Here is a 24139-nt window from a genome sequence, read left to right as displayed (position 1 = left end):
CAGCGGGGCGAGGCCAGGTTGTTTGCTTTAGGGGCGGCATACGATCAGGGTGTCAAGGTTCGTCCGCTCCGTCGGGATACCACGGATTCAGGTGCACCAGCACCTCGCCGACATCGGCATGCCGCTGCATAATTGTCGTCTTGAGATGCCGGCTTACGTCGTGGCCCTGCTGGATCGTCAGCTCCGCCGGCACGCTGACGCGGACGTCCACGAGGATGTAGTGGCCGTGCTCACGCGCCCGCAGCCGGTCGATCCGCTTCACCTCCGGAATCGCGGCGACGATCTCCCGGAACGCCTCGAGCTTCTCCTCATGGACGGCTTTCTCCATCAGAATGTCGACCGCTTCCCGGCCCATCTCGAATGCCAGCTTGAGGACGAGGATCGCGACGATAATACCCGCGACCGGGTCGCCGTAGCCGAGGAGGGGCATGTCGAGCCAGGCGCCCAGCATGCCGAGTCCGATGCCGAGGCAAGCGGCGATCGAGGCGTAGACGTCGGCCAGATGGTCGTTCGCCGTCGCAATCAGCCCTTTGCTCCCGGCTTCCTTGCCGACCCGCATCGTGTAGACGTACAGCCACTGCTTCCAGACGAGCGAGACGAAAGCGGCCGCCAGCGTGATCCAGTGGACGTCCAGATGAGGCGGCTCGAACAGCGCCGCCACGCCGTGGTAGCCGATATACACAGAGGCCAGAGCCAGGATGATAGCGACGATTGCCGCGCCGATGACCTCGGCTTTGCCGTGGCCGTAAGGATGGTCCTCGTCCGCCGGACGGCTCGAGATGCGCATCGAGCCGAGCGCCGCTGCCGAGGCCATCAGATCCCCCGCATTATGGACGCCGTCAGCGATGAGAACCTGGCTGTTGAAGAGGAAGCCGACCAGCAGCTTGATCACGGTCAAGAGCGCGTTGCTGATCAGGCTGATCCATGCCGCGAGCATGGATTTGGATTTCACCGCAGTCATACATTCTTCCCTCCGCCATCTTTCTTGCCCCCTGGAAACATAAACCCCTCAACGGGTCGTTGAGGGGGAGCAGTCTGTCTCGCGGAGACGATTCGGTTCTCTCGGGTAAGGCCGGCCTGACGCTTCATGGATTCATCACATTCATCAAAAGTCATCAAAAGTCATCAAAAGGTTCACTTACTGTATCACACAGGAAGCGGGAGTGCAAACAGCGGAAGAACCCGCGGGAAGCGAGGGGTGCAAACGGCGGATGATCGCACGAGGGGTCCAAACGAAGGAAGCTCATTCCGCGCGCCTCCCGGTAAAAGCCGAAACGGCTCGCACTGCCTGCCGCAGAGGCCGATGCATGCGGCAGGCAGTGCGAGCCGCTCTGGTCCGCAAGGAATTTTCCTGGAAACCGGCATACCGACCTACAGCAAGTGGGCCGTACCCCGCATACGCTAAGGCAACGAACCGAACCGGGGAGGAATGGCGGATGATCCGAGAACGGATGGCGAGCCGGGACGACCGGAGGCTTGTTCAGCTGATCGTACGGGAGCTTGTCCCCTACGCCCGCATGGCGAGGCCCGACACCAAGTGGACCCGAAAGGAGCTTCTCGAACGGCTCGATGCCAATACGGTGCTCGTGGCGGTCAGCCGCCGGCTGGAGCCGCCGAGAGGCTTCCTTGCGTACCACATTCGCGATAGGTCGCTCCATCTCGACATGCTGGCCGTCGGCCGGGAGCAGCAGGGCCGGGGGTACGGCAGTGCCCTGATAGAGGCGGCGGAGCGGGCGGGCGTTGCGGCCGGCTGCGTGGACGCCAAGCTGTTCGTCGATGAGCCGAACGGAAGAGCCAGACGCTTTTACGCGAGAAGAGGCTACCGGGAAGAACGGTATGTGAAGGAGATGAAGTGCCTGCTGCTCACCAGGCGGTTCTATCTGTGATGCATCGGCCGGAGAGCATCCGCGGGGACGGACTCTCCGGCACCGAGCATCAGAGAGGGAGCGGGCCGCTGCTTAAAGGAGCAGGAAGAGCAGGGTGACGTCGGTCAGGTCGAAGGCGAGTCTTCCGCCTAAAACCGGACCGTAGCCAAACGGGGGAGCGAGCGCATTCACGCCGGCGTCCGGTTTGGCCTTGGTCCGCTGCGGCTTTTTGGAATTGCGGGCTCGCGCCTTGCGTTTGGCCGCGACCGAAGGGGACGAGCCGTCGTCGTTCAGGACGAGCTGGCCGTTCTGGATTCCGCTCAGCATGCCGACATGCTGCGTACCGTCCTTCAGGACGACGAGCACGGGCAAGCCTCGAAACGGGGCGCAGGTCTCTTCATTCACCGGATGAATCCTATGCATGGGCGAGGGTACACCTCCTTGTTGTTTGGGGATTACAATCATAGAATATTCGGGCGGCTGGCCGGAGGAATGGACGATTATCCAGGGTGCCCGCCCATTTTCCGGGTGCTCGCCCTACTGGAACAACAGGGAAGGAATGGCATCTTAGGAGAAGGTTATGCTAAGATGAAGGGAACAGGCGGGCCGCATAGAGGCACTCCTACCCATCCTACAGAGAAAGAATGATGCAAGATGAACGATAACCGTAACGAAGCATTGAAGCAGTCCGGCGTTCTGTTCGTACTGTTCGGGGCTACCGGCGACCTGGCCAGCCGCAAGCTGTACCCCGCCATCTATAGTCTGTACCGGGAAGGCAAGCTGTCCGACAAGTTCGCCGTCCTTGGACTTGCCCGCCGGCAACGGACGAGAGAGGAATTCCATCAGGACGTGCTGGCGTCCATCCAGGAATTCGCCCGATTCAAGGTGAACCCGGAGGATCCGAGCTGGCAGAAGTTCGTGGAGAGGTTTACCTATATGCCGCTCAACACAAACGATGCCGAGGCATTCGGCCGTTTGAACGAGCTGGCCGGGGAGCTGGAGCAGAAGTATCGGATCGCCGGCAACCGGCTGTTCTATCTGGCGCTGGCTCCGGAGCTGTTCGGCAACGTCGCGAGCAACCTGAAGTCGGGCGGTCTGCTGGACTGCGAGGGCTGGCACCGTCTCGTCATCGAAAAGCCGTTCGGGTACGACCTGCCGTCGGCGGAGAAGCTGAACGAGCAGATCCAGGAGGTATTCCAGGAACAGGAGATCTACCGGATCGACCACTATCTCGGCAAGGAAATGGTACAGAATATCGATGTTATTCGGTTCGCCAACGCGTTCTTCGAGCCGCTCTGGAACAACAAATACATAGCGAACATCCAAATTACGCTTAGCGAGACGGTCGGCGTCGAGGAACGCGGAGGCTACTATGACCACTCCGGCGCTCTGAGGGACATGGCCCAGAACCATATGCTGCAGATGGTAACCATGATGGCCATGGAGCCTCCGAGCCGCATGCATCCGGAGGATATCCGCGACGAGAAGGTCAAGGTGCTCAAGGCGCTGCGCGCCTTTACCTCGTCCGAGGAGGTGCGGTCGAACGTCATCCGCGGCCAGTACATCGAGGGCATGATGAAGGGCAAGCCCGTGCCGGCCTACCGGTCGGAGGACAAGGTTGACCCGCAGTCGACGACCGAGACGTTCTTCGCGGCCAAGGTATTGGTGGACAACTTCCGCTGGGCGGGCGTGCCGTTCTATGTCCGGACGGGCAAGCGGCTGCCGGTCAAGACGACCGAGGTGGTCGTCGAGTTCAAGAAGGTGCCGGAGAACGTCTACCTGGCCAGTCGGACCGATCTGGCGCCGAACCTGCTGGTCTTCCGGGTCAATCCGTCGGAAGGCATTTACATCAAAATCAACGCGAAGCAGCCGGGCTCCGATTGGACGATACTGCCGATCGCCATGGACTTCTGCCAGTCGTGCGGGGTCGATCTGAACACCCCGGAAGCTTACGAGCGCCTGCTGTTCGACGCCGCCCGCGGCGATTCGACTTACTTCACGCGCTGGGACGAGGTGGCCCTCGCCTGGCGGTATGTGGACCGGATCGCACAGGCCTGGTCGGGCGACAAGACCGATCTCCAGCTGTATGCTGCAGGCTCGTGGGGGCCGGATGCGGCCAACGAGCTGCTGCATCGCGACGGCTTCCACTGGTGGCCGGTGAACGGGCAGGAGGAGAGCGAGGTCGTGTGGGTGGAGAGCCGCCCGCAATAGCGAGATCATAGGGAGTTGGAGGAGAAGCAGCCGATGTTCAAACTGTACGACATTTCGATGACGATTCAACCGGGGATGCAAGTCTACAAGAACAAGGAAGAGAAGAAGCCCGAGATCCGCACCGTGCAGTCGCACGCCGAGGGCAAGCCGCACGAGAGCCGTCTCAGCCTTGATACGCACACCGGCACGCATCTCGACGCTCCGCTGCACATGATCGCAGACGGGGCGACGATCGAGACGATTCCGCTCGAATCGCTCGTAGGAACGTGCCGGGTGCTGGATCTGACGCATGTGGAGGACTCGATCGGCCGCGCCGATCTGGAGCGGCATGGCGTTCAGCCGGGCGAGTGGCTGCTGTTCAAGACGCGCAACTCGCTGTCGGAGGAATTCGACTTCGAGTTCGTCTATCTCAACCAGGAAGGCGCGGCCTATCTGAGCGAGATCGGCGTCCGCGGCGTCGGGACGGACGGACTCGGCATCGAGCGCGCCCAGCCGGGACATGTCACGCACAAGACGCTGATGAACGCCGGCGCGCTCGTCGTCGAGGGACTGCGCCTGCGGGACGTGCCCGCGGGAACCTATTTCCTCGTCGTCGCCCCTCTCAAGCTGACGGGCATCGACGCAGCGCCGGCACGTGCCTTCCTGATCGGAGCCTGACGCACCGTACCGCCGCTTCGCCTCCCCAGCCAGGAAGGCAAGCATGGACCGTACCGGACAGGACAGCCGTCGGCCCCTCTCGATTGAGCGGAGGGACCGGCGGCTTTTGCGATTTGTCTTTTTTTGGAAGGTCCCCCCGATTCGCTATACAGAGGCGGCCGCGAGCGGATATAATAAGGAGTGCGATTTCTTGGATAGAGGGGAATTGGTGGGATGACCCGACGCGCATTCCTGAAATGGCTGCTGGCGAGTTTGGCCGTCTTCGCCGGAGCCGGGTGGTGGCTCCGGAGCAAGCTCGGCGCGGGAGGCTGGACGGCAGATCCGGCGGCCGCGGCCGCCGAGAAGCCGCCCATGCTGCCCGCTCCCGGCATCACCGGGGAACGGACCCCGGCACCGGGCGAGCCGCTGCTGACGCTGCTGCTCTTGAGCGACCTTCATATCAATCCGGATTTGCCGGAGCACAGCAAGCATCTGAAGCAGGCGTTCACGGATTCGGAGACGATGCCGAATAAGCCGGACGCCGTCATCCTGACGGGCGACCTGACGGATTACGGACGCCCGCGGGATTACCGCGAGCTGCAGAACGTGCTGGCGGGCTTCCGGCTGCCGCCTGTGTATGCGAATATGGGCAACCACGATTACTATAATGTCTGGATCGACGAATCCGGCAACTTCAACCGCGAGGCGATGCCGAACGGCAAGACGGACGTGCAGTCGCGGGAGGCTTTCCAGACGTTCATGCGTCAGGAGAAGCCTTACCGCGAGGCGGTGGTGAACGGCTACACCGTTTTGCTGCTCTCCCAGGAAGTCTACCAGCAGGCCAAACCAGAGGTAGGCGAGGGAGCTTGGTATTCCGACGAGCAGATGAACTGGTTTCGGGAGAGGGTCGAAGCGCAGCAGGACGGGAAGCCGGTCTTCGTCATGATCCATCAGCCGCTGCCGCCCGCCGGACAGAACGGCGGCAGCCACCAGCTCATGCGGGCCGTGGAGTTCCGCCAGATCGTGAAAAACCATCCCAACGTGTTCGTCTTTTGCGGCCACCGCCACCAGGACTTCACGAACGGAACGGCCCACTATGTCAAGGAAACGTTCCATCTGTTCCATAATTCGGCGGTCAGCCGTGTGCTGAACCGCAATTACGATAACCAGCGCCCGGAGAAGGCGCAGGGGATGTACGTATATGTTTATGCCGACCGCGTGGTGCTTAAAGGCCGTGCGTTCGACGCTTCCTCGTGGATTGAGGAGGCGAACTGGACCGTCAAGCTTGCCTCCCGGTAGGCATAGGACGATCCAGCCATTTTCCCGATAGAAAGGAACACCTCATGACTACCAAGCTAAGCCAAGAATTACAGAGCGAGGTCGACAAGCGGCGCACGTTCGCCATCATCTCTCACCCTGACGCCGGTAAGACGACCCTGACCGAGAAGCTGCTTCTCTTCGGGGGCGCCATCCGGCTCGCGGGTACCGTCAAAGGCCGCAAGGCAAGCAAGCATGCGACCTCGGACTGGATGGAGATCGAGAAGCAGCGGGGCATCTCCGTCACCTCCTCGGTCATGCAGTTCGATTATAATGGGCACCGGGTCAACATTCTGGATACGCCCGGCCACCAGGATTTCAGTGAAGACACCTACCGCACCCTGACCGCCGCGGACAGCGCCGTCATGCTCATTGACTCGGCCAAAGGGGTCGAGCTTCAGACGAAGAAGCTGTTCCAGGTATGCCGGCAGCGGGGCATTCCGATCTTTACCTTCATCAACAAGCTGGACCGCGAGGGCCGCAATCCGTTCGACCTGCTGGAGGAGCTGGAGCAGGTGCTCGGTATCCGCTCGTATCCGATGAACTGGCCGATCGGCTCGGGCAAGCAGTTCTGCGGCGTATACGACCGCCAGAAGGTGCGGCTCGAGCTGTTCCAGGGCGAGGACCATACGAACATCGAAGTCCGCGACGTTACCGGCTACGAGGATCCGCTCGTCGAGCAGATTGCCGGGCCGTATCTGTATGAGCGGCTCAAGGAGGACCTCGAGCTGCTGGACGTGGCGGGAGATCCGCTCGATATGGAGAAGGTGCTGGCCGGCGAGCTGACGCCCGTCTTCTTTGGCAGCGGGATCAACAACTTCGGCGTCCAGACGTTCCTCGAGAACTTCCTGAGCATGGCGCCGAAGCCGGAATCCCATAACAGCAGCGTAGGCACGATCGAGCCGACGAACGAGAAGTTCTCGGGCTTCATCTTCAAAATTCAGGCGAACATGAATCCGGCCCACCGCGACCGGGTCGCCTTCCTGCGGATCTGCTCGGGCAAGTTCGAGCGGGGCATGTCGGTGCGGCACGTCCGCGCCGGCAAGGATATCAAGCTCGCGCAGCCGCAGCAATTTCTCGCGCAGGACCGCGACATCGTCGATACGGCCTACCCGGGAGACATCATCGGCCTGTTCGATCCCGGCATCTTCCGGATTGGCGATTCGCTCAGCCAGGGCAGCGAAATCGTCTACGAGGAGCTGCCGACGTTCTCGCCGGAGCTGTTCAGCAAGGTGACGGTCAAGAACGCCCTCAAGCACAAGCAGTACCAGAAGGGCATCGACCAGCTTACGGAGGAGGGCACCATCCAGGTGTTCACGACGATCGGATTCGAGGACACGATTCTCGGCGTCGTCGGGCAGCTGCAGTTCGAGGTGTTCGAGCATCGGATGAAGGCGGAGTACGGCGTCGACGTCATGCTGCAGCGGCAGAACTTCCAGTTCGCCCGCTGGCTCGTCGGCGACGGCATCGACCCGTCCAAGTTCCGCATCAACTCGCAGCTGGTCAAGGACAAGAAGGGCAACTACGTCGCCCTGTTCGAGAACGAGTATGCGCTGCGGACCGCCATGGAGAAAAACCCGGACGCTCGGTTCCTTGAGGTGGCTCCTTAATCGGACGCCGCGAAGTCTCCTCGAGCAACTTTTTTCCGTGCTAAGGTCACCGCATAAGACACCGGTTAAAGACTCGTTAAAGACACGGATTAAACCAAGAACAGGACCCATTCCTTGCGGAATGGGTCTTTTTTTCTGGCATGGCTGTGGTACGATAAGCATAAGTAGAACTAAGACAGGTATCGAGCAGGTGATAGTCTGTCCCCTGCTTATCCCATTTTTTTGTATCCGCTTACATATCGGCAGAATCCGATTGGAGGGCGTCAAACGTGCTGCAACCGTTATCCTTCGTTCGCCGGCTGCCTTATCACCATAAGCTGAAGCTGTACCTGCTCGTGCTGAGCATCTTCCCGGTGCTGCTGCTCGGTCTGCTGTCCGCATCGCTCGCAGGGAAGAGCGTCCAGGAGGAGAGCGAGCGGAACCAAAAGGTGATCCTGAAGCAGGTGGAGCATCAGCTCGACACGCTGCTGAAGAATCTGGCGTTCACGTCTTTGCAGATGGCCGCGGACCGGACCATCGAGAAATCGCTCCGCCTCGGCATCGCGCAGAACGACCCGGTGCGGCTGGAGACGACGCTCGACATGAAGGAGGTCGTGCGGCAGTACCGGAGCTACAGCGGCACCCCCATTCACGTGTCGCTCGTCTACAACCGGTTCGGGCAAGTGTACGGCAGCCATCTCGGTCTGCTGCCGCTGCAGGAATTCCCTTTCTACGATCTCATTAAACATGCGGTCCCCAAATACGACGGTGCCATCGTCATTCCCCCGTATTCAAGGGCGGGGCAGGAGGATTTCCTGATGCTGCGTCCGGTCCCCGTCGGGTCGCCGGACATCGACGGCTGGGTAGTGCTCCACATCGACCCGCAGCAAATCTACGAGGCGTTTCGCGCGGCCGATCCCGGTGTCAACCGGCGGCTCATGATTCTGGACGAAGAAGGAAGGATCATGCTCAGCAACCGGCTGGAGGACATCGGCTCGCGGCTGCCGACGGCGAGCGGCCTGTACGCCTACTGGACGAAGCCGACCAAGGCGAATGCCGTATACCGGCTCGACGGCACGGACTACCATCTCTCCTCCGAGACATCTTCGTTCAACGGCTGGACGTATATCGCCATGACGCCGGTTAGGGACATTACCCACAAAGCGGATGTGATCCGCTTCGTCTCGTGGGGCATCGCGGCCGCGCTCGCCTCGGTCTGGGCGCTGCTCGCCCTGCTCGGCACGAAGCGGTTGTACCTGCCGATCCGGCGCCTGGCGTTCAAAATTCCCGGCGGGCCGGAGCCGGGAGGAGACGGGCTGCAGGCGCTGGACGGGTACGTCGACCGCGTCGTGCAGGCGAATACGCAGCTGCGCCGGCAGCTTGGGGACCAGCTGCCGAGCCTGCAGGAGACGCTGCTCGTGCAGCTTATGCGGGGCGAGCTCGGGGAGAAGGAGCTGCGGGACCGCGCCGCCGCTTACGGCCTCGCGGTCCCGGAAGGGCGGTTCTACCTCGGCGTCGTCGCGATCGACGACTATCCGGCCTTTCGCCGGCGTTACTCCGCCCGGGACCGGGCGCTCCTCCAGTACGCACTCGCCAAGCTCGCCGGCGAGGTATGCGCCGGGCTGCCCGCCTGCTTGCCGGCCGCGCCCGAGCCGGGCCAGCTCGTGCTGCTCCTCCGGAGCGAGCTGCCGGAACCGGAAGCGGGCGAGCAGCTCGACCGGCTGCTCGCCGCGCTTCGCGAGCAGGCGGGGATCCTGCTCCGCCTGCAGGTGACGGCGGCGAGAAGCGATGCCGCGTGGCCGCTCGGCGCCATTGGCCGGGGGCTGCAGGGGACGCTCAGCCGGCTGCGCTACCGGGTCCCGGAGGGCAGCCGCTTGGCGGAGGCTCCCGGCAGCGATGCGAGCGCGGCGGCGATGCGGGCGTTCCATGCGGTCTACCTCGCCCGGAAGCAGGAGGTGCTGGCCGCGATCGCCGAGGGCCGCCTGTCCGACGCCGAGGAGGCGTTCCGCGCGCTGCTCGGGGAAGCGCCGGGCTACCTTGCCGGCGAGGAAGGCCTGATGAGCCTGCTCGGCTGCCTGCTGGGCGAGATCGAGCGGTTCTATGCCGAGGGAGGGCAGAGTCTGCCCGACATCGCCGGTAACCGCCTGTACGAGGCGGTAGCGTCGGCCGCATCGCTCGAGGCGCTGGGCAGCGCGTTCGAGCAGGAGCTGTTTCCCGCGCTGCGATCCCATCTCGAGCAGGCCGACGATACGCGCCGCCGCCAGCTCGTCGCCCGGGCCGTCGCCTGCATTCACGAGCAGTTTGCGGCCGATCTGTCGCTCACCCTGATCGCCGAGCGCTGCGGCTGCTCGCCGACCCAGCTGAGCCGCATGTTCAAGGAGGAGGTCGGCACGACGTTCGTCGACTACGTCATCGGCTACCGGATCGAGAAGGCGAAGGAATGGCTCGTCCATTCCGATATGCCGATCCGGGAGATAACCGATCGGCTGCGCTACGCCACGACGCAGAATTTTACCCGGATCTTCAAGCAGATGACCGGGCTGCCCCCCGGCCAATACCGGGAGCGGTACCGGGGAAGCGTGTAACGGAAGGAGGCCCGCACCGGAGGAGGAATCCACCGGCGAGCCGGGGCCCGGAGCACGGCGATTCCGGGGGCAGTCCGCGGCGAAGGACGGCCGTTAAGCAAAGGAGGGATAGGCATGACCTATTCTGCGCCGCTAAGCATCTTTCTTCTCTTTTTGCTGGTTTCTTGCCAAGCAAGCTCTATTACGGATACCAGCACGCCTATTGATTTGCCGAACCTTTCTCCCCGTTCCGCAAACGAAAGGCTGGTGCAGCCCTTAAACGACAATATGGATCGGGGCACGTCTAACCCGGCGATGAACACAGTCATCGACTTTGCCCATTACCAAGCCAACCATGTCGAGCGAGGGGATGTCATTTGGTATGAAGGCAAGTTTTTATCGAGAGTCGTTGCGCTCCCGAGCGAACAAGTAAGCATCCGCAAAGGACAGCTCTTGGTGAATGGACATAAGCTGGATACTTTCTATGGGAAGGCTCATGTGGGAGGGATGGAGGAAAAAGAGTTCAAACGGTCCGATATCGGAAAAAAGGAGAAGGATGTGATCGTGGACGAGGTCTATCGTCTGGACATGGAAGAAGTTGCTCTGTCGGACGATGAGGTTTTTGTGGTGGGCGACAATTGGTTTCGAAACGAACCCGGTTCCACCATCAAAAAAGTGAAGGTAAGAACCGTGGAAGGAAAGGCGATAGGGATTTGCAAGTCATGTGCATCCCCTCAAACGTAATGGCAAGGAAACCCGCCTAGTCATCGTCTAAAACCCCGGCAGATCCCGCCCCGTGCGGCCATCCGCCGGGGCTGTTTCTTTTTATGCGGCCTTGTTTCCGTCCTTGCAGGGCGCGGAAAGAATGGAAACTTCCGCTGCGTCCCGGCCTTCGCTACAGTGAGAGGGAAACCATCCGAACCGGAAGGAGAGCTGCTGTATGAGCATGGCATCCACGCCACGAGAGAACCTGCCCGCGCCCAGAGCCGCGGCCCGCAGGCGGGGCCGGCTCGCCCGCAACCTATGGAAGAGCCGGTATATGTACGCCTTCGTGCTGCCCGGTCTCTTGTACTTTCTGCTGTACCGCTACGTCCCGCTGCTCGGCTCGATTCTCGCGTTCAAGGAGTACAGCCCGTTCCAAGGCATCCTGGACAGCCCGTGGGTCGGCCTCGCCAACTTCCGGCGCATCTTCGAAAACGCCGAGGTCGTACAGGTACTCGTCAACACCCTCGTCCTGTCGTTCCTGCAGATTTTGTTCGCCTTCCCGGTCCCGATCGTGCTGGCGGTCATGCTGAACGAGGTGCGAAGCGACGCGTTCAAGAAGCTGATCCAGTCGATCGTCTACCTTCCCCATTTCCTGTCATGGGTCGTGGTCATCGGCATTGTCACCGTCTTCCTGCGCAGCGAAGGGCTGGTCAACCTGCTGCTCGAGCGGCTGTTCGGGATCTCGTCGATCCCGTTCCTGCAGCTTCCCGCGCTGTTCAAGCCGCTGCTCGTGCTCGAGGTCATCTGGAAGGAATCCGGCTGGGGTACGATCGTCTTCCTGGCGGCGCTCGCCGGCGTCCATCCCGAGCTGTACGAGGCGGCCGTCGTCGACGGAGCGGGACGGCTGCGGCGGATCTGGCACATTACGCTTCCGGCCATCCGCAGCACCGTCGTCATTCTGCTCATCCTGCGGCTCGGTACCGTCCTCGACAACGGCTTCGAGCAGGTGTTCCTCATGCTGAATCCGTACGTCATGAACGTTGGCAACGTGCTCGACACGTACGTGTACTACAAAGGCATTCTGCAGTCGGACTTCAGCTTCGCCACCGCCGTCGGCCTGTTCAAATCGCTCGTCGGTCTCGTCCTCGTCGTCGCCGCGAACCGGCTCGCCAAGCGGTTCGGCGAAGAGGGGATCTATTAACGGACTAGGAAGGAGGCTCCCTATGCATCACCGTACGCTGGCCGACCGGCTGCTGGACATCGTCAACGCCTTGCTGCTGCTGCTGACCGCCTGCTGCATGTTCGTGCCGTTTCTCTATGTGTTCTCCGTGTCGTTCTCCTCCATGAAGGACTTTCTTGAAAGCGACTTCATTCTCTGGCCGAAGGAATGGACAGCGGGCGCCTACCGCTACATTCTCGCCAACGACCGGTTCCTGCGGTCGATCGGCGTGACGGTGCTCATCACCGTCGTCGGCACCGCGCTAAACCTGCTGTTCACGGCGACGATGGCTTACGGCTTGTCACGGCCGTTCGCGGGACGCAAGCCGATCCTCTTGCTCGTGCTGTTCACGTTCCTGTTCGGTGCCGGCATCATCCCCACTTATCTGGTGGTCAAGGCGACCGGGCTGCTTGATTCGATCTGGTCCGTCATCCTGCCGGTGCTGATCAGCCCGTGGAATCTTATCGTCATCCGCCAATTCTTCCTCAGTCTGCCGGAAGAGCTGAACGAGGCGGCGACAGTGGACGGCGCCAACCCGTTCACCGTGTTCCTCCGCATCGTGCTGCCGCTGTCGAAGCCGGCGCTCGCCACGTTCGGGCTGTTCTACGCCGTGGCTCATTGGAACAACTACTTCACCGGTCTTTTGTACCTGAACGATCCGGCCAAATGGCCGATCCAGGTGCTGCTGCGGCAAATTGTCGTCGTGAACGACAGCACCTCGCTCATGGCGGAGCAAACGCTGGTGCAGCCGCCGCCTGCCGAGACGATCCAGATGGCGGCGATCCTGCTCGCCACGCTGCCGATTCTCGTCGTCTATCCGTTTCTGCAAAAGCATTTTGCCAAGGGGGTGATGCTCGGATCGGTCAAGGGCTAGCCGGCGGCTATCGTAGGAAAGAACCACGCTGCAAGAAGATGAGGGGAACCGAAGCAAAAGGGGAGGGCAACGGTATGAAACGGACAACGAAGCGCGCCGCATGGACGGCGGCACTGCTGACGGTCGTCGTGGCGGCGGCCGGCTGTACGGGCGGCAAGCCCGAGGGAGACACGGGCAAGCCGGTCTCGGGGGAGCCCGGGAACAAGGGCAAAATGGTCGACATCGGCTTCATGAATTTCGCCTACACGATCTTTCCGGCCGCCCAGGGCAAGGGCGTCGACGCGATCAAGGAGCGGTTCAACGCCAATATCAAGTCCCAGTTCATTCTCCAGTCGGATTACAACAGCAAGCTGTCGGTCGTTATGGCGTCCGGCGAGATTCCCGATGTCGTCGCGATCAAGGACGTGGACTCGAACTATTACAAGTGGGCACGGCAGGGCGCATTCCTGCCGCTCGACGAGTATATCGACAAGTATGAGACACTCAAGGCAGTTCCCAAGGAGGTGTGGGACCAGTCCCGGGTCGACGGCAAAATCTACGGCGTCCCGATGTATGCGCCCACGTATACGTTCAGCAATGTCATCCGGCAGGATTGGCTCGACAAGCTGGGGCTAAAGATGCCGACCAACTACAAGGAATTGCTGGAGGTCGCGATCGCCTTTACGAAGAACGATCCAGACGGCAACGGCAAGCACGATACGTATGGCTTCGCCCTAGGGGAGAATATCAGCCCCGAATACATGGCGGGCGCCTATTGGTCGGGCGGCTGGTACCACAAGGACAAGGACGGCAATCTCATCCCCGGCGTCATCGGGCCGGGCCGCAAGGAAGTGATTGAGACGCTGACCGCGGCCTACAAGGAAGGAGCCGTCACCAAGGACTTTGCGGTGCTCAACTGGGCGCAGGCGAACAAGGAATTCTACTCCGGTAAGGCCGGTATTTTCATCGGGACGCCAACGGGCATGGTCGAGGAGTATTACCTGGGCCTCCTTCAGGTGAACCCGAACGCCAAGGTGGCATCCATTCCCCACTTCGTCGCGCCGGACGGCTCGCAGGGGCGGCTGCTCGGGTCGGGGTTCTTTGGCCTCACCACCCTGTCCGCCAAGCTGAAGAACGATCCGGACAAGGTGAAGAAGATACTCGAAATTCTGGACTACGGGCGCAAATTTATCCCGGTCGACCAGCGAAACCCGAAGAACGAGCAATTTGATTGGATGATGGGCCGCGAAGGAGTCGGCTACGATATGGTGAACGGCAAGGCGGTGCTGAAGCCGAACTCCGAGAGCATCACGCCGATCCAGTACATGCTGCAGCGGCACGAATTCTGGAAGCCGTGGGCTCCTACCGACGAAGACAACCAGTATTCGAAAGCCTCGTATAACGATCCCCGTATGCAAGAATTCATCGCGCGGATCGAGGAGATGGAGAAGAAGTACAATAAGACCCCGTACGCAGATCCGAGCCGCGGCATTTTCTCGGATACGCAGGCGAAGAAGGGCGCCGATTTGAACCAGTTCATCATCGGCGAGCAGACGAAGATGATCTCCGGGCAGCGCCCGCTCGCGGATTGGGACAAAATGGTCCAGGAATGGAAGGACCGGGGCGGGGCCGATCTGATCAAGGAAGTTAATCAAGGCATCAAGGAACGGAACGCGGCCTCCAAGAAATAGCGAGTAAGAGGCTGGCCCTCCGCCGGAGCCGGTTCGGGCCGCGATTCCTGGCAGCAAGTGACGAGAAGAGAAGAAGACGCTTCCTTGACGGGGAGCGTCTTTTTTGAGATTCGGCTGATATGGAAGAAAAAGGATGGGTCGGGGCGGGAAGGAGCGGGTAAGAAAATCTTAATTGCCGTACGGCCTTTTTTTTGCATCTGCAGATGCCATAGGGGCGGAGCCTGCCCAGATAGTAAGCATGCTGACAATTGAATGGTAAATGAATATCGTGTCTGGTCTACTTCTCAGACAGAGGAGGCGTATCGGGTGCCCACTACACCGAACAAAGACTCAAAGCCGATGTCCCGCCGTGCGTTTCTGAGGAACTCAGGCTTGGCGCTGGGCGGCGTCGTGCTGGGCGGTGCGTTCGGAACCGCCATCTGGAAGGACCGGGAGGAGCAGCCACAGGAGGCTCCCCCCGGAGCGTCGCAAACGCCGGCCGCTTCCGGCTCCTATCAGGATGCGCTCATGTTCTTCAATCAGGAGCAGTTTCGGCTGACCGAGGCTGCCGTCGAGCGCATCTATCCCGAGGACGAGCATGGTCCCGGGGCCAAAAAGCTGGGTGTGGCCTACTATATCGACCATCAGCTGGCCGGCAATTGGGGCAGCAACACGAAGGATTATATGATGGGGCCCTTCTCCCCGGGGGAAGCGACGCAGGGCTACCAGGGACGGCTGACGCGGGCGTCCATGTTCCTGATCGGGCTGAACGGGCTCAAGGACTACAGCCAAAAGACTTACGGCAAAGCATTCCCCGAGCTCGAGGAGGCCGAGCAGGACGAGGTGCTGAAAGCGTTCGAGAAGGGCGACAAGGTGAAGCTGAACGGAACCGACGCTCCGTCGTTCTTCAAAAATCTGCGCACGTTCACGCTCGAAGGGGTTTACGCGGACCCGATGTACGGAGGCAACAAAGACATGCAGGGCTGGAAAATGCGGAATTATCCCGGCAACCAGATGAGCTATTACGACCAGATCGAGAAGGACGGGCTAGTCAAGCTCGAGCCGAAGAGTCTGCGCGATCATATGGCGTAAGCCGCAAGCCGCGGCAGCGCCACATCCATCCCAAGATAGAGAAAGGATCTAGCGACCATGGCCAATCCATTACCGAAAGTCCCCGTTGTTATCGTGGGCATGGGCTGGGCCGGCGGGATTATCGCCGCCGAGCTCGCCAAGGCGGGCATCAAGGTAGTCGGGCTCGAGCGCGGCAAGAAGAGAAGCACGGAAGATTACTTCATGGTGCACGACGAGCTCCGGTATGCCCAGCGATACGAAATGATGCAGGATCTGTCCAAGGAGACGATCACGTTCCGCAATACCGAGAAGGCGCGCGCGCTGCCGATGCGCACCTACGGCTCGTTCCTGATCGGGGACGGTCTGGGCGGCGCAGGCGTCCACTGGAACGGGCAGACCTACCGGTTCCTGCCGTACGACTTCCAGATCAAGTCGATGACGGTCGACCGGTACGGCGCAGGCAAGATCCCCGAGGGGATGCAGATCCAGGATTGGGGCATCACCTATGACGAGCTGGAGCCCTACTTCGACAAGTTTGAGAAAACGGCCGGCATCTCCGGCGAGAAGGACACGCACCCGAATGCGCCAAGCGGTCAAGCGACTATCCGACGGGGCCGATGAAGAAGACGCCGATGATCAAGCTGTTCGAGGATGCCGCTAAAAAGCTCGGCTACCACCCGTACATGATGCCGTCCGCCAACCTATCCGACCAATATACCAACCCCGACGGCATCTCGCGTGCGGCCTGCCAATACTGCGGCTACTGCGAGCGGTTCGGCTGCGAATACGGGGCCAAGGCGGATCCCGTCGTCACCGTCCTGCCCGTTGCGGAGAAGACGGGCAACCTCGATCTGCGGGTCAACGCGAATGTGACGGGCATCCGGCATGACGGGAAGAAAGCGACGGGCGTCGTCTATGTCGACACAATTACCGGCGAGGAATTCGAGCAGCCGGCGGACATTGTCGTCCTTGCCAGCTTCGTCTTCAACAACGTGCGGCTGCTCCTCACCTCGAAGCTCGGCAAGCCGTACGATCCGGCGAGCGGAACCGGCGTCATCGGGCGCAATTACGCGTACCAGGTACAGGCGGGCAAGGCGACCGGCTTCTACGACGACAAGGAGTTCAATCTGTTCATGGGAGCCGGGGCGCTCGGGTCGAATATCGACGACTTCAACGGCGACAACTTTGATCACAGCAGCCTGAACTTCCTGCACGGAGCGAACCTGCGGATCAGCCAGACCGGCCAGCGTCCGATTCAGAACAATACGGTGCCGGCCGGGACGCCGGGCTGGGGCAAGGAGTTCAAGAAAGCCTCGCTTCAGTATGCGAACCGGGTGCTGACGATCAGCGCGCAGGGAGCGAGCATGCCGTGGCGGCATCACTATCTCGATCTCGATCCGACGTACAAGGACGCGTTCGGACTGCCTCTCCTGCGGATCACCTTCGACTTTGAAGACCAGGATCGGGAGCTGACCAAATTCCTCGGTCAAAAAGCGGGGGAGATCATGCGGGAGATGAAGCCTGCGAAGACCGAGGTCTCCGCCGAGCTGCAAAAGTACAGCATCGTGCCGTATCAGTCCACCCACAACACGGGCGGCGTCGTGATGGGAGCCGACCCTGGGACGTCGGCCGTCAATTCGTATCTTCAGATGTGGGATGCGGAGAATGTATTCGTCGTCGGCGCTTCGGCATTTCCGCATAACAGCGGGTACAATCCGACCGGCACGGTGGGCGCGCTCGCGTACCGTGCGGCGGAGGGGATCCAGACATACATGAAAGGGGGCGGCCTCCTGGCCTAGCCCCTCCCGAAGGGAGTGATCCGGCATGCTGAGTATAGGCCTTCCCGGCCTGATTCTGATCGTTCTGGTGGTGTTGCTGCTATTCGGTCCTTCCCGCCTTCCCCGGCTCGGCCGGTCCATCGGCGATACGCTGCATGAGCTGAAGCATGCCACGCGCGATCTGCGGGAAGACGGAGAACCGGAGCAGGCGTCCGGCAGCACGAACGAGACGAAGAGGAGCCGGCCGTGAGCGGCGGCTCCAACATTGGGTAAGAAGAAGGGACACCATTATTTCCATCGGAGGGATGACAGATGAAAAAAAGCATGACGGTACTCACCCTGGCATTGAGCTGTTCGCTGGCGCTTGCGGGCTGCGGCTCGAAGGACAGCTCGGGCGGCTCCGGGTCGTCCTCGGCTCCGAGCAGCGCGCCGTCGGCCGGCACGAGCATGAGCCCGGGAACTGGCGGCTCGGCCAGCACCGATGTGAAGGAAGTCAAGGTGTCGGCCAAAAACTTCACCTTCTCGCCGAATGAAATCCGCGTGAAGGAAGGGCAGAAGGTAAAGCTGACGCTTGACAACACCGAAGGCATGCATGGGCTCGCCATTCCGGATTTCAAGGTCGATCTGCAAAAGCCGGGAACCGTTGAGTTCACCGCGGACAAGAAGGGCGAGCACGAATTCCACTGCTCGGTCATGTGCGGCGCGGGGCACGCAGACATGAAGGGCAAGATCATCGTCGAATAATAGGGCGGCAGAAAAAACGGGGCAGAAGCCCCGTTTTTTTGCTGCCTGGGGCAATAAGGCTCGTGGGACAAGCCGTTCTTGACAAGGCGGGGGGCTCACGGTACTTTTGAACTAACTTCCTTACCCCGAAAGGAGCAACCGCCATCGAACAGAGGATGGACCGAATCGGCCGCCAGATCTACCAGACCAACCGCAAGCTGGTTCATTTGCTGACCCACCAATTCAAGCCTTACGACATCACTCCCGAACAGTGGAACATCCTTCGCCGGCTGGAGGAGAGAGACGGCATTAAGCAAAAGGAGCTCGCGACCGCCGCGGGCAAGGACCAGACGACGATTACCCGGATTCTCGACAACCTGGAGAAGAAGCAAGCCGTCCGGAAGGCCGTCAAAGCGGGCGACCGCCGCTCGTACCTGATCTACCTGACCGAGGAGGGGCGGCGGATTCTCCGGCTCCTGCAGCCTGTTTTTGAGGAAACGATGGACAAGGTGCTAAGCGGCATTCCGGGAGAGCGCCTCGCGGCGTTCCAGGAGACGCTCGATCAGCTGCAGGCCAAAGCGGACGAGGAGCTCGCCAAAAGCATGCAGGCGGATCTCGATTCCTTATAAGCTGCCAAGATACAGGCCCTTACCAATTCCGAAGTACGTCCATACAATAAGGTGTCAGCTTCTGCAGGTGAACCTTATACGTAAGGATGTGCAGGTCATGCATATATTGATCGTCGCCCCCGAGCAGATTCCTGTGACGCGGGGAAGGGGCGGATCCGTCGAAATTTGCGTCCATCACATAGCGGAGAAGCTGGCCGATCAGCACAAGGTGACGGTCGTCAGCCGCTCCGCCCCCCGTCTGCCCGCCCGGGAGGAGAGAGGCAACCTCACCATCCTCCGGGTCGCGACCGGCACGCCCCGGCAGTATCTGGCCAACGTCCTGCGCCTCATCAAGGACCGCACGTTCGACTGGATCCAGGTCGACAACCGTCCCCGCTTCGTTCCGGCGATCAAGGAACTGTTTCCCCGCACGCCCGTTTCCCTATTCCTGCACTCCCTTACCTTTGTCTCCAAACCCTATCTCTCCCGCCAAGCGGGGACGGCCTGCCTCGCACGGGCCGATCTGATCGTAGCCAATAGCCAGTCTCTGCAAGAGACTCTCGCCCAGCGGTTTCCCGCATCGGCGGCGAAGATGAAGCGCGTCTACCTGGGTGCCGATCTGACCCGGTTCCGCCCCCCCTCGCCGGAGGAAAGAAGACAGCTGCGACTGCGCCATGGCTTGAACGATGCGTTCGTCGTCGTGTTCGCCGGGCGCATCATCCCGCGCAAAGGGCTGGATGTCCTCATCCGGGCGCTGCGCCTTGTCCGCAAAAAGGCGCCCCGCGTGAAGCTAGTTGTCGCCGGTTCTGCTCAGTCGCACGCGTTTAAGAAGAGGATCCAGCGGCTCGCGATCCGCTCGGGCGTGCCGACCACCTTTCTCGGTCATCTGCCGCATGCCAAGATGCGGAGGGCGTATTGGCTCGGAGATTGCTTCGTGTGCCCGTCGCAGCGCCACGAGGCGTTCGGCCTCGTGAATGTGGAAGCGATGGCGACCGGGCTGCCCTGCATCGCCTCCCGGATCGGCGGGATCGGCGAGATCATCCGAAACGGCCACAACGGGCTGCTCGTGAACCGTTACTGGAAGCCGGAGAGTCTTGCGAAACGGATCCGCCGGCTGCTCGAAGAGCCGGAGCTGGCGGAGCGGCTCGGCAAGCAGGCGAGGGAAGATGTGCTCAGGCAGTTCGATTGGAAGACGACGGCGGCCAACCTAGCCTATCTGTACCGTCCCGCCCTGATTAAGATGGATGGAGGGGAGCCATGAGCCAGTATGTCCGAAGGAAGATGGCTAAGACGCGGGAGCTGCTCAAGAACAAGCGGCTGCGGGCCCACGTGCCCGAGACGGTCTGGCTGAATAAGAAGAATCTGAAGCGCATGCTGGACCGCTACGGCATGGTCTATGTGAAGCCGGACATGGGCACCCATGGCCGGGGGGTGATCAAGGTAGAGGTGCTCGGACGGCCGGACTCCACCACCTACCGGTACCAGACGCACCAGGACAATGTTATCGTCGATCCTTCCTTCGCTTCCTTCTTCGAGCAGCTCGACCGGGCGACCAAGGGAAGCGTGCGCTACCTGGTGCAGCAGGGCATTCCGCTGTTGAAATTCCATGGGCGTCCGTTCGATATTCGGGTCATGGTGCAAAAGAGCCGGAAGGGGAAATGGGTAGCGACCGCTATGATCGGACGCGTAGCCCGGAAGGGCCGAGTCGTCACCAATTACCACAGCGGAGGGACGCCGAGGCCGGTCCCGCGTCTGCTGACCAAGCATGTCAAGCCGGCCAAGCAGCCGCGGTTCCTCAGCAGGCTGGAGAAGCTGGGGGTGGAGACGGCCGGGCAGCTGGCCAAGAAGTATCCGGGCGTCCGGGAGATCGGTCTCGACGTGGCGCTTGGCGAGGATAAGCATCCCTGGATTCTGGAGGTCAATACGCGTCCAGACCCTTATCTCTTCCGGTTCCTTGGCGACCGCCGGGTGCATCGGCGGGTGCTTCGGTACGCAAGAGCCAACGGACGGCTCTGATGGCGGGACGATCCGTTCCGAACCTTTGACGCGCGGCGTTCCTGACGAACGCCGCGCGTTCGTTTGGTTTCAACCGGCCCTTCCTTCGTCCTCTGGCCTCCGCTACAATGAAGGGGATGAACCATATCCTTCAAGCGGACAAGGGAGGCGGCTAGGAATGGCGGACATGAAGCTAGGCATTATTGGGTGCGGCAAGATCAGCGACATCTACATGCAAAATTTGAAGAAAGCGGGCGGTGTCGAGCTCGTCTATTGCGCGGATCTGATCCCGGAGCGGGCGAGGGAGAAGGCGGCGCTCCACGGAATTCCGGACGGCGGCTCGGTGGAGGACCTGCTCGGGCGGCGGGACATCGAGCTCGTCCTCAATCTGACCGTGCCCAAGGCGCATGCGGCGATCAGCGAAGCGGCACTGCGCGCAGGCAAGCATGTGTACGGTGAAAAGCCTCTGGCCGTCACCTATGCGGAGGGGAAGCGGCTCATGAAGCTGGCCGAGGAGAAGGGACTCCTCATCGGCAGTGCGCCGGATACGTCCCTGGGCGGCGGTATGCAGACGTGTCTTCGGCTGCTTGCCGAAGGCGCAATTGGGACGCCGGTCGGCGCCTCCGCTTTTCTCATGGGCAAAGGGCCCGAGAGCTGGCATCCGGCCCCGGAATTCTATTATGAGCAAGGCGGCGGGCCGCTCCTGGATATGGGGCCGTACTACCTGACCGCTCTCGTCGCGCTGCTCGGGCCGATCCGCCGGGTGACGGGAAGCGCCCGGATCTCGTTCCCCGAGCGGACGATCACAAGCCAGCCCAAAGCCGGGACGATCATCGAGGTCGAGGTGCCGACGCACGTCGCTGGCGTGCTGGAGTTTGCGGCGGGGCCCGTCGCGACACTCACCACGAGCTTCGACATTCTGGGAGGCTCCTCGCTGCCGCGCATCGAGCTGTACGGCAGCAAAGGAACGCTGCTCGTTCCCGATCCGAACACGTTCGGCGGCCCGGTCGTGCTGCGCACAGCCGCGGGAGGCGAATGGACCGAGATACCGATCGAGACGGGCGTGACCGAGAACGGGCGGGGCCTCGGCGTCCTGGACATGGCCGAGGCGATCCGCACCGGGCGGGAGCCGCGAGCCGGCGGGGCGCTCGCCCTGCACGTGCTGGAGGCGATGGAAGGACTGCTCACGGCGGCAGCTTCAGGGACGCATTATATCATGGAGACGGCATGCCGAAGACCGGAGCCGCTGGCGGCTCCGGCACAATAGCTCTCGGCTGGGGTTATTGGGGGAGACTTGTCTTCAGCGTATGCACGAGCGACTGCTGCGTGGACTCGTCGGCGTGCTTCCAGATAATTTCGAACAGGACGCCGAGGCCCGGAAGCGCCTGCTCCACGCTGTCGACCGAATCGACGATGATCCCGGTCAGTTCCTCCTCGGATTTGCCCTGGACCCGGGTGACGATGGCTTGTCTCAAATCAAGATTCATGGCTGGTTCCCTCCCTACTCGCATCTAGTGATCCTTACTCCTTCGGTTAGTATGCCGGTTCGCGGTAATATTATGTAAGGCAGGCGGACCCGAGCCACACAGCGGAATCGGGGGACGGGCTGTCAAGACGCGGCGCAGTGGAATCGGCGACCCGGTCAGTCGACTCGCGTCGGACGCGGAAACGATGATCCGGTCGGCCGAACCGCTTCGGCAGCGATCTTCGCCAACGGCGTCCCTATACGGTCCGGGTGGCCCCGGCGTCCCCGGGGCGGCCCGGTTCGGGAATGCCGGCGCTTGTGGTATACTATCGCTATCGAGTTTTTTGCGGAGGGGACGGGCCGGTATGAAGAAGAACTTTGCGATTATTGGAATGGGCCGCTTCGGGTCCAGCGTAGCCAAGGCGCTGCGTGCCTACGGGCACGACGTGCTGGCGATCGACGCGAGCGAGCAGAGAATTCAAGAGATGAGCGCCGTGGTGACCCACTCGGTCCAGGCGGACACGACGGACGAGGAAGCGCTCAAGGCGCTCGGCATCCGCAATTTCGATGTCGTGGTCGTGGCGATCGGCGAGGACATTCAGGCGAGCATCCTGACTACGCTCATTCTGAAGGAGCTTGGCGTTCCCGTCATCATCGCCAAAGCGAAGAACGAGCTTCACGGCAAGGTGCTGGGGCGGATCGGTGCGGACCGGGTTATTTATCCCGAGCGGGATATGGGCCTCCGGGTCGCGCACAACCTGATCTCTCCGAACATTCTGGAGTACATAGAAATCTCGGACGACTACAGCATCGCCGAGATCAAGGCGACTCCGAAGCTCGTGGGCAAGTCGCTGAGGCAGCTGGACATCCGGGCCAAGTTCCAGTGCAACGTCATGGCGATCAAGCATGGAGACCAGGAGCATGCGAAGGAACGGATGAACATTACGCCTTCCCCGGACCATGAGATTCTGGAATCCGACGTGCTCGTCATCGTCGGACGGAACGAAGATCTCTGGAAATTCGAAAAAGCATACGCGGAGTGAACGGATTGAACAACATTCAGGAATTAACGTCGGTGAATAATCCGAAGATCAAGCAGTGGGCGCAGCTGCTGACCAGAAAGGGCAGGGAGGCGCAGGGCAAGTATCTGCTCGAGGGCACCCATCTCGTCCAGGAGGCGCTCCAGGCGGGGGCGCCGGTGGAGGCGATCCTGTTCCAGGTGGACAAGGGCCTCCCCCCGGAGCTGGCCGGACTCGCGCACGGCACCGCGGAGTGGTATGCCGTGCCGGAGCCGGTGCTGGCGAAATGCTCGGAGACGAAAACGCCGCAGGGCATCGTAGCCGTCGTCGCCAAAGCCGGTAGCGGGGCGGAGGCCTGGCTCTATGCCGAGGATGCGCTCGTCGTCGCCGTCGACGGTGTCCAGGACCCCGGCAATCTCGGTACGATCATCCGCGCTGCGGACGCCGCGGGGGCGACAGGCGTCGTACTCGGAGCCGGCACGGTCGACCTATACAGCCCGAAGACGGTGCGGGCGACGATGGGCTCGCTGTTTCACGTGCCGGTCGTCTCCGCGGATCTGCCGGCACTCCTCGCGGAGGCGGGGCGTCGGGGCATTCGCACCGTCACCGCCCGGCTGGACGCCAAGCAGACGATATACGAGGCCGACTTGGCCGGCCCTGTCTGGCTCATTCTCGGGAACGAGGGAGCCGGCGTCTCGGCCGAAGCGGCCGCTCTCGCGACGGACAGCGTCCTCATCCCGATGCGCGGCCAGTCCGAGTCGCTCAATGTGGCGATGGCCGCCACCGTGCTGTTGTACGAGGCGATGCGGCAGCGGGGCTGAGAGCGACTAGAAGCTGAATAAGACGAACTG

General features: G+C 61.6%; 22 protein-coding genes and 1 pseudogene. 20 read left to right on the top strand and 3 right to left on the bottom strand.

Translation table 11 applies throughout. The annotated features are described in order from the left end of the window. Positions 1–52: 52 nt before the first annotated feature. Positions 53–961, bottom strand: coding sequence for a cation diffusion facilitator family transporter (locus tag KJS47_RS20175; RefSeq protein ID WP_249716588.1), 909 nt, complete (start codon positions 959–961; stop codon positions 53–55). Positions 962–1436: 475 nt separating this feature from the next. Between KJS47_RS20175 and KJS47_RS20170 the strand changes: the two genes are divergently transcribed. Continuing rightward, positions 1437–1886: a GNAT family N-acetyltransferase gene (locus KJS47_RS20170; RefSeq protein ID WP_213527087.1), complete on the top strand. Its 450-nt coding sequence runs from the start codon at positions 1437–1439 to the stop codon at positions 1884–1886. Between the two features lie 72 nt (positions 1887–1958). Here KJS47_RS20170 and KJS47_RS20165 read toward each other — a convergent pair whose 3' ends face one another. Continuing rightward, complete coding sequence (locus KJS47_RS20165) at positions 1959–2288, bottom strand: hypothetical protein (RefSeq protein ID WP_213527085.1); 330 nt, start codon at positions 2286–2288, stop codon at positions 1959–1961. A gap of 231 nt (positions 2289–2519) precedes the next feature. Here KJS47_RS20165 and zwf point away from each other — a divergent pair, with 231 nt between their 5' ends. The 17 genes and pseudogenes from zwf to KJS47_RS20080 all read left to right on the top strand — a co-directional run bounded on the left by zwf (position 2520) and on the right by KJS47_RS20080 (position 22071). Beyond that, entirely contained in the window at positions 2520–4076 is a 1557-nt protein-coding gene (zwf, locus tag KJS47_RS20160) for a glucose-6-phosphate dehydrogenase (RefSeq protein ID WP_213527083.1), read from the top strand. 33 nt (positions 4077–4109) lie between these two features. Then, positions 4110–4733, top strand: a complete 624-nt coding sequence (locus tag KJS47_RS20155) for a cyclase family protein (protein ID WP_213527081.1) — start codon at positions 4110–4112, stop codon at positions 4731–4733. Between the two features lie 213 nt (positions 4734–4946). Beyond that, positions 4947–6011 carry a metallophosphoesterase family protein gene (locus KJS47_RS20150; RefSeq protein WP_213527079.1) on the top strand — a complete coding sequence of 355 codons (1065 nt, stop codon included), beginning with the start codon at positions 4947–4949 and terminating at the stop codon, positions 6009–6011. Between the two features lie 44 nt (positions 6012–6055). Beyond that, complete coding sequence (locus tag KJS47_RS20145) at positions 6056–7639, top strand: peptide chain release factor 3 (RefSeq protein WP_213527077.1); 1584 nt, start codon at positions 6056–6058, stop codon at positions 7637–7639. A 269-nt stretch (positions 7640–7908) separates the two neighbouring features. Beyond that, positions 7909–10203 (top strand): AraC family transcriptional regulator, encoded by a 2295-nt coding sequence (locus KJS47_RS20140; protein ID WP_213527075.1) that lies wholly within the window; start codon positions 7909–7911, stop codon positions 10201–10203. 114 nt (positions 10204–10317) lie between these two features. Continuing rightward, positions 10318–10926, top strand: coding sequence for a S26 family signal peptidase (locus tag KJS47_RS20135; RefSeq protein ID WP_213527073.1), 609 nt, complete (start codon positions 10318–10320; stop codon positions 10924–10926). 196 nt (positions 10927–11122) lie between these two features. After that, positions 11123–12088: an ABC transporter permease gene (locus tag KJS47_RS20130; protein ID WP_249716587.1), complete on the top strand. Its 966-nt coding sequence runs from the start codon at positions 11123–11125 to the stop codon at positions 12086–12088. A gap of 22 nt (positions 12089–12110) precedes the next feature. Beyond that, positions 12111–12980, top strand: a complete 870-nt coding sequence (locus KJS47_RS20125) for a carbohydrate ABC transporter permease (RefSeq protein ID WP_213527071.1) — start codon at positions 12111–12113, stop codon at positions 12978–12980. A gap of 74 nt (positions 12981–13054) precedes the next feature. Further along, the gene (locus tag KJS47_RS20120; RefSeq protein ID WP_213527069.1) at positions 13055–14650 is read left to right on the top strand and encodes an extracellular solute-binding protein; all 1596 of its coding nucleotides are present in this window, start codon (positions 13055–13057) and stop codon (positions 14648–14650) included. Positions 14651–14956: 306 nt separating this feature from the next. After that, positions 14957–15721, top strand: coding sequence for a gluconate 2-dehydrogenase subunit 3 family protein (locus KJS47_RS20115; RefSeq protein ID WP_249716584.1), 765 nt, complete (start codon positions 14957–14959; stop codon positions 15719–15721). A gap of 57 nt (positions 15722–15778) precedes the next feature. Next, positions 15779–17499, top strand: a pseudogene (locus tag KJS47_RS20110) (GMC family oxidoreductase). Between the two features lie 25 nt (positions 17500–17524). Further along, positions 17525–17728: a twin-arginine translocase TatA/TatE family subunit gene (tatA, locus tag KJS47_RS20105; RefSeq protein WP_213527065.1), complete on the top strand. Its 204-nt coding sequence runs from the start codon at positions 17525–17527 to the stop codon at positions 17726–17728. 62 nt (positions 17729–17790) lie between these two features. Continuing rightward, positions 17791–18222 carry a cupredoxin domain-containing protein gene (locus KJS47_RS20100; RefSeq protein WP_213527063.1) on the top strand — a complete coding sequence of 144 codons (432 nt, stop codon included), beginning with the start codon at positions 17791–17793 and terminating at the stop codon, positions 18220–18222. 155 nt (positions 18223–18377) lie between these two features. Beyond that, positions 18378–18830 (top strand): MarR family winged helix-turn-helix transcriptional regulator, encoded by a 453-nt coding sequence (locus KJS47_RS20095; RefSeq protein ID WP_213527061.1) that lies wholly within the window; start codon positions 18378–18380, stop codon positions 18828–18830. A 97-nt stretch (positions 18831–18927) separates the two neighbouring features. Then, on the top strand, positions 18928–20070 hold the full coding sequence (locus KJS47_RS20090) for a glycosyltransferase family 4 protein (RefSeq protein WP_213527059.1): 1143 nt from the start codon (positions 18928–18930) through the stop codon (positions 20068–20070). After that, positions 20067–20825 carry a YheC/YheD family protein gene (locus KJS47_RS20085; protein WP_213527057.1) on the top strand — a complete coding sequence of 253 codons (759 nt, stop codon included), beginning with the start codon at positions 20067–20069 and terminating at the stop codon, positions 20823–20825. Before KJS47_RS20090 ends, KJS47_RS20085 begins: the two co-directional genes overlap by 4 nt. A 157-nt stretch (positions 20826–20982) precedes the next feature. After that, the gene (locus tag KJS47_RS20080; RefSeq protein WP_213527055.1) at positions 20983–22071 is read left to right on the top strand and encodes a Gfo/Idh/MocA family protein; all 1089 of its coding nucleotides are present in this window, start codon (positions 20983–20985) and stop codon (positions 22069–22071) included. 13 nt (positions 22072–22084) lie between these two features. Here the strand turns inward: KJS47_RS20080 and sspI are convergent, their stop codons facing one another. Next, positions 22085–22291, bottom strand: a complete 207-nt coding sequence (gene sspI / locus KJS47_RS20075) for a small acid-soluble spore protein SspI (protein ID WP_213527053.1) — start codon at positions 22289–22291, stop codon at positions 22085–22087. A gap of 343 nt (positions 22292–22634) precedes the next feature. Here sspI and KJS47_RS20070 point away from each other — a divergent pair, with 343 nt between their 5' ends. Further along, positions 22635–23312: a potassium channel family protein gene (locus KJS47_RS20070; protein WP_213527051.1), complete on the top strand. Its 678-nt coding sequence runs from the start codon at positions 22635–22637 to the stop codon at positions 23310–23312. 5 nt (positions 23313–23317) lie between these two features. After that, a complete protein-coding gene (locus tag KJS47_RS20065) occupies positions 23318–24109 on the top strand; it encodes a TrmH family RNA methyltransferase (RefSeq protein ID WP_249716582.1) in 792 nt (263 codons plus the stop codon). The last annotated feature ends 30 nt before the right edge of the window (positions 24110–24139 follow it).

The organism is Paenibacillus sp. J31TS4, from assembly GCF_018403265.1.
Lineage (GTDB): Bacteria > Bacillota > Bacilli > Paenibacillales > NBRC-103111 > J31TS4.
This window is presented reverse-complemented; position numbering and strand designations above follow the sequence as displayed.

Excerpts from the sequence above, each read along its gene's own strand:
- KJS47_RS20175 (WP_249716588.1), bottom strand. The coding sequence starts at position 961 with ATGACTGCGGTGAAATCCAAATCCATGCTCGCGGCATGGATCAGCCTG.
- KJS47_RS20170 (WP_213527087.1), top strand. The coding sequence starts at position 1,437 with ATGATCCGAGAACGGATGGCGAGCCGGGACGACCGGAGGCTTGTTCAG.
- KJS47_RS20165 (WP_213527085.1), bottom strand. The coding sequence starts at position 2,288 with ATGCATAGGATTCATCCGGTGAATGAAGAGACCTGCGCCCCGTTTCGA.
- zwf (WP_213527083.1), top strand. The coding sequence starts at position 2,520 with ATGAACGATAACCGTAACGAAGCATTGAAGCAGTCCGGCGTTCTGTTC.
- KJS47_RS20155 (WP_213527081.1), top strand. The coding sequence starts at position 4,110 with ATGTTCAAACTGTACGACATTTCGATGACGATTCAACCGGGGATGCAA.
- KJS47_RS20150 (WP_213527079.1), top strand. The coding sequence starts at position 4,947 with ATGACCCGACGCGCATTCCTGAAATGGCTGCTGGCGAGTTTGGCCGTC.
- KJS47_RS20145 (WP_213527077.1), top strand. The coding sequence starts at position 6,056 with ATGACTACCAAGCTAAGCCAAGAATTACAGAGCGAGGTCGACAAGCGG.
- KJS47_RS20135 (WP_213527073.1), top strand. The coding sequence starts at position 10,318 with ATGACCTATTCTGCGCCGCTAAGCATCTTTCTTCTCTTTTTGCTGGTT.
- KJS47_RS20130 (WP_249716587.1), top strand. The coding sequence starts at position 11,123 with ATGAGCATGGCATCCACGCCACGAGAGAACCTGCCCGCGCCCAGAGCC.
- KJS47_RS20125 (WP_213527071.1), top strand. The coding sequence starts at position 12,111 with ATGCATCACCGTACGCTGGCCGACCGGCTGCTGGACATCGTCAACGCC.
- KJS47_RS20120 (WP_213527069.1), top strand. The coding sequence starts at position 13,055 with ATGAAACGGACAACGAAGCGCGCCGCATGGACGGCGGCACTGCTGACG.
- tatA (WP_213527065.1), top strand. The coding sequence starts at position 17,525 with ATGCTGAGTATAGGCCTTCCCGGCCTGATTCTGATCGTTCTGGTGGTG.
- KJS47_RS20100 (WP_213527063.1), top strand. The coding sequence starts at position 17,791 with ATGAAAAAAAGCATGACGGTACTCACCCTGGCATTGAGCTGTTCGCTG.
- KJS47_RS20095 (WP_213527061.1), top strand. The coding sequence starts at position 18,378 with ATGGACCGAATCGGCCGCCAGATCTACCAGACCAACCGCAAGCTGGTT.
- KJS47_RS20090 (WP_213527059.1), top strand. The coding sequence starts at position 18,928 with ATGCATATATTGATCGTCGCCCCCGAGCAGATTCCTGTGACGCGGGGA.
- KJS47_RS20085 (WP_213527057.1), top strand. The coding sequence starts at position 20,067 with ATGAGCCAGTATGTCCGAAGGAAGATGGCTAAGACGCGGGAGCTGCTC.
- KJS47_RS20080 (WP_213527055.1), top strand. The coding sequence starts at position 20,983 with ATGGCGGACATGAAGCTAGGCATTATTGGGTGCGGCAAGATCAGCGAC.
- sspI (WP_213527053.1), bottom strand. The coding sequence starts at position 22,291 with ATGAATCTTGATTTGAGACAAGCCATCGTCACCCGGGTCCAGGGCAAA.
- KJS47_RS20070 (WP_213527051.1), top strand. The coding sequence starts at position 22,635 with ATGAAGAAGAACTTTGCGATTATTGGAATGGGCCGCTTCGGGTCCAGC.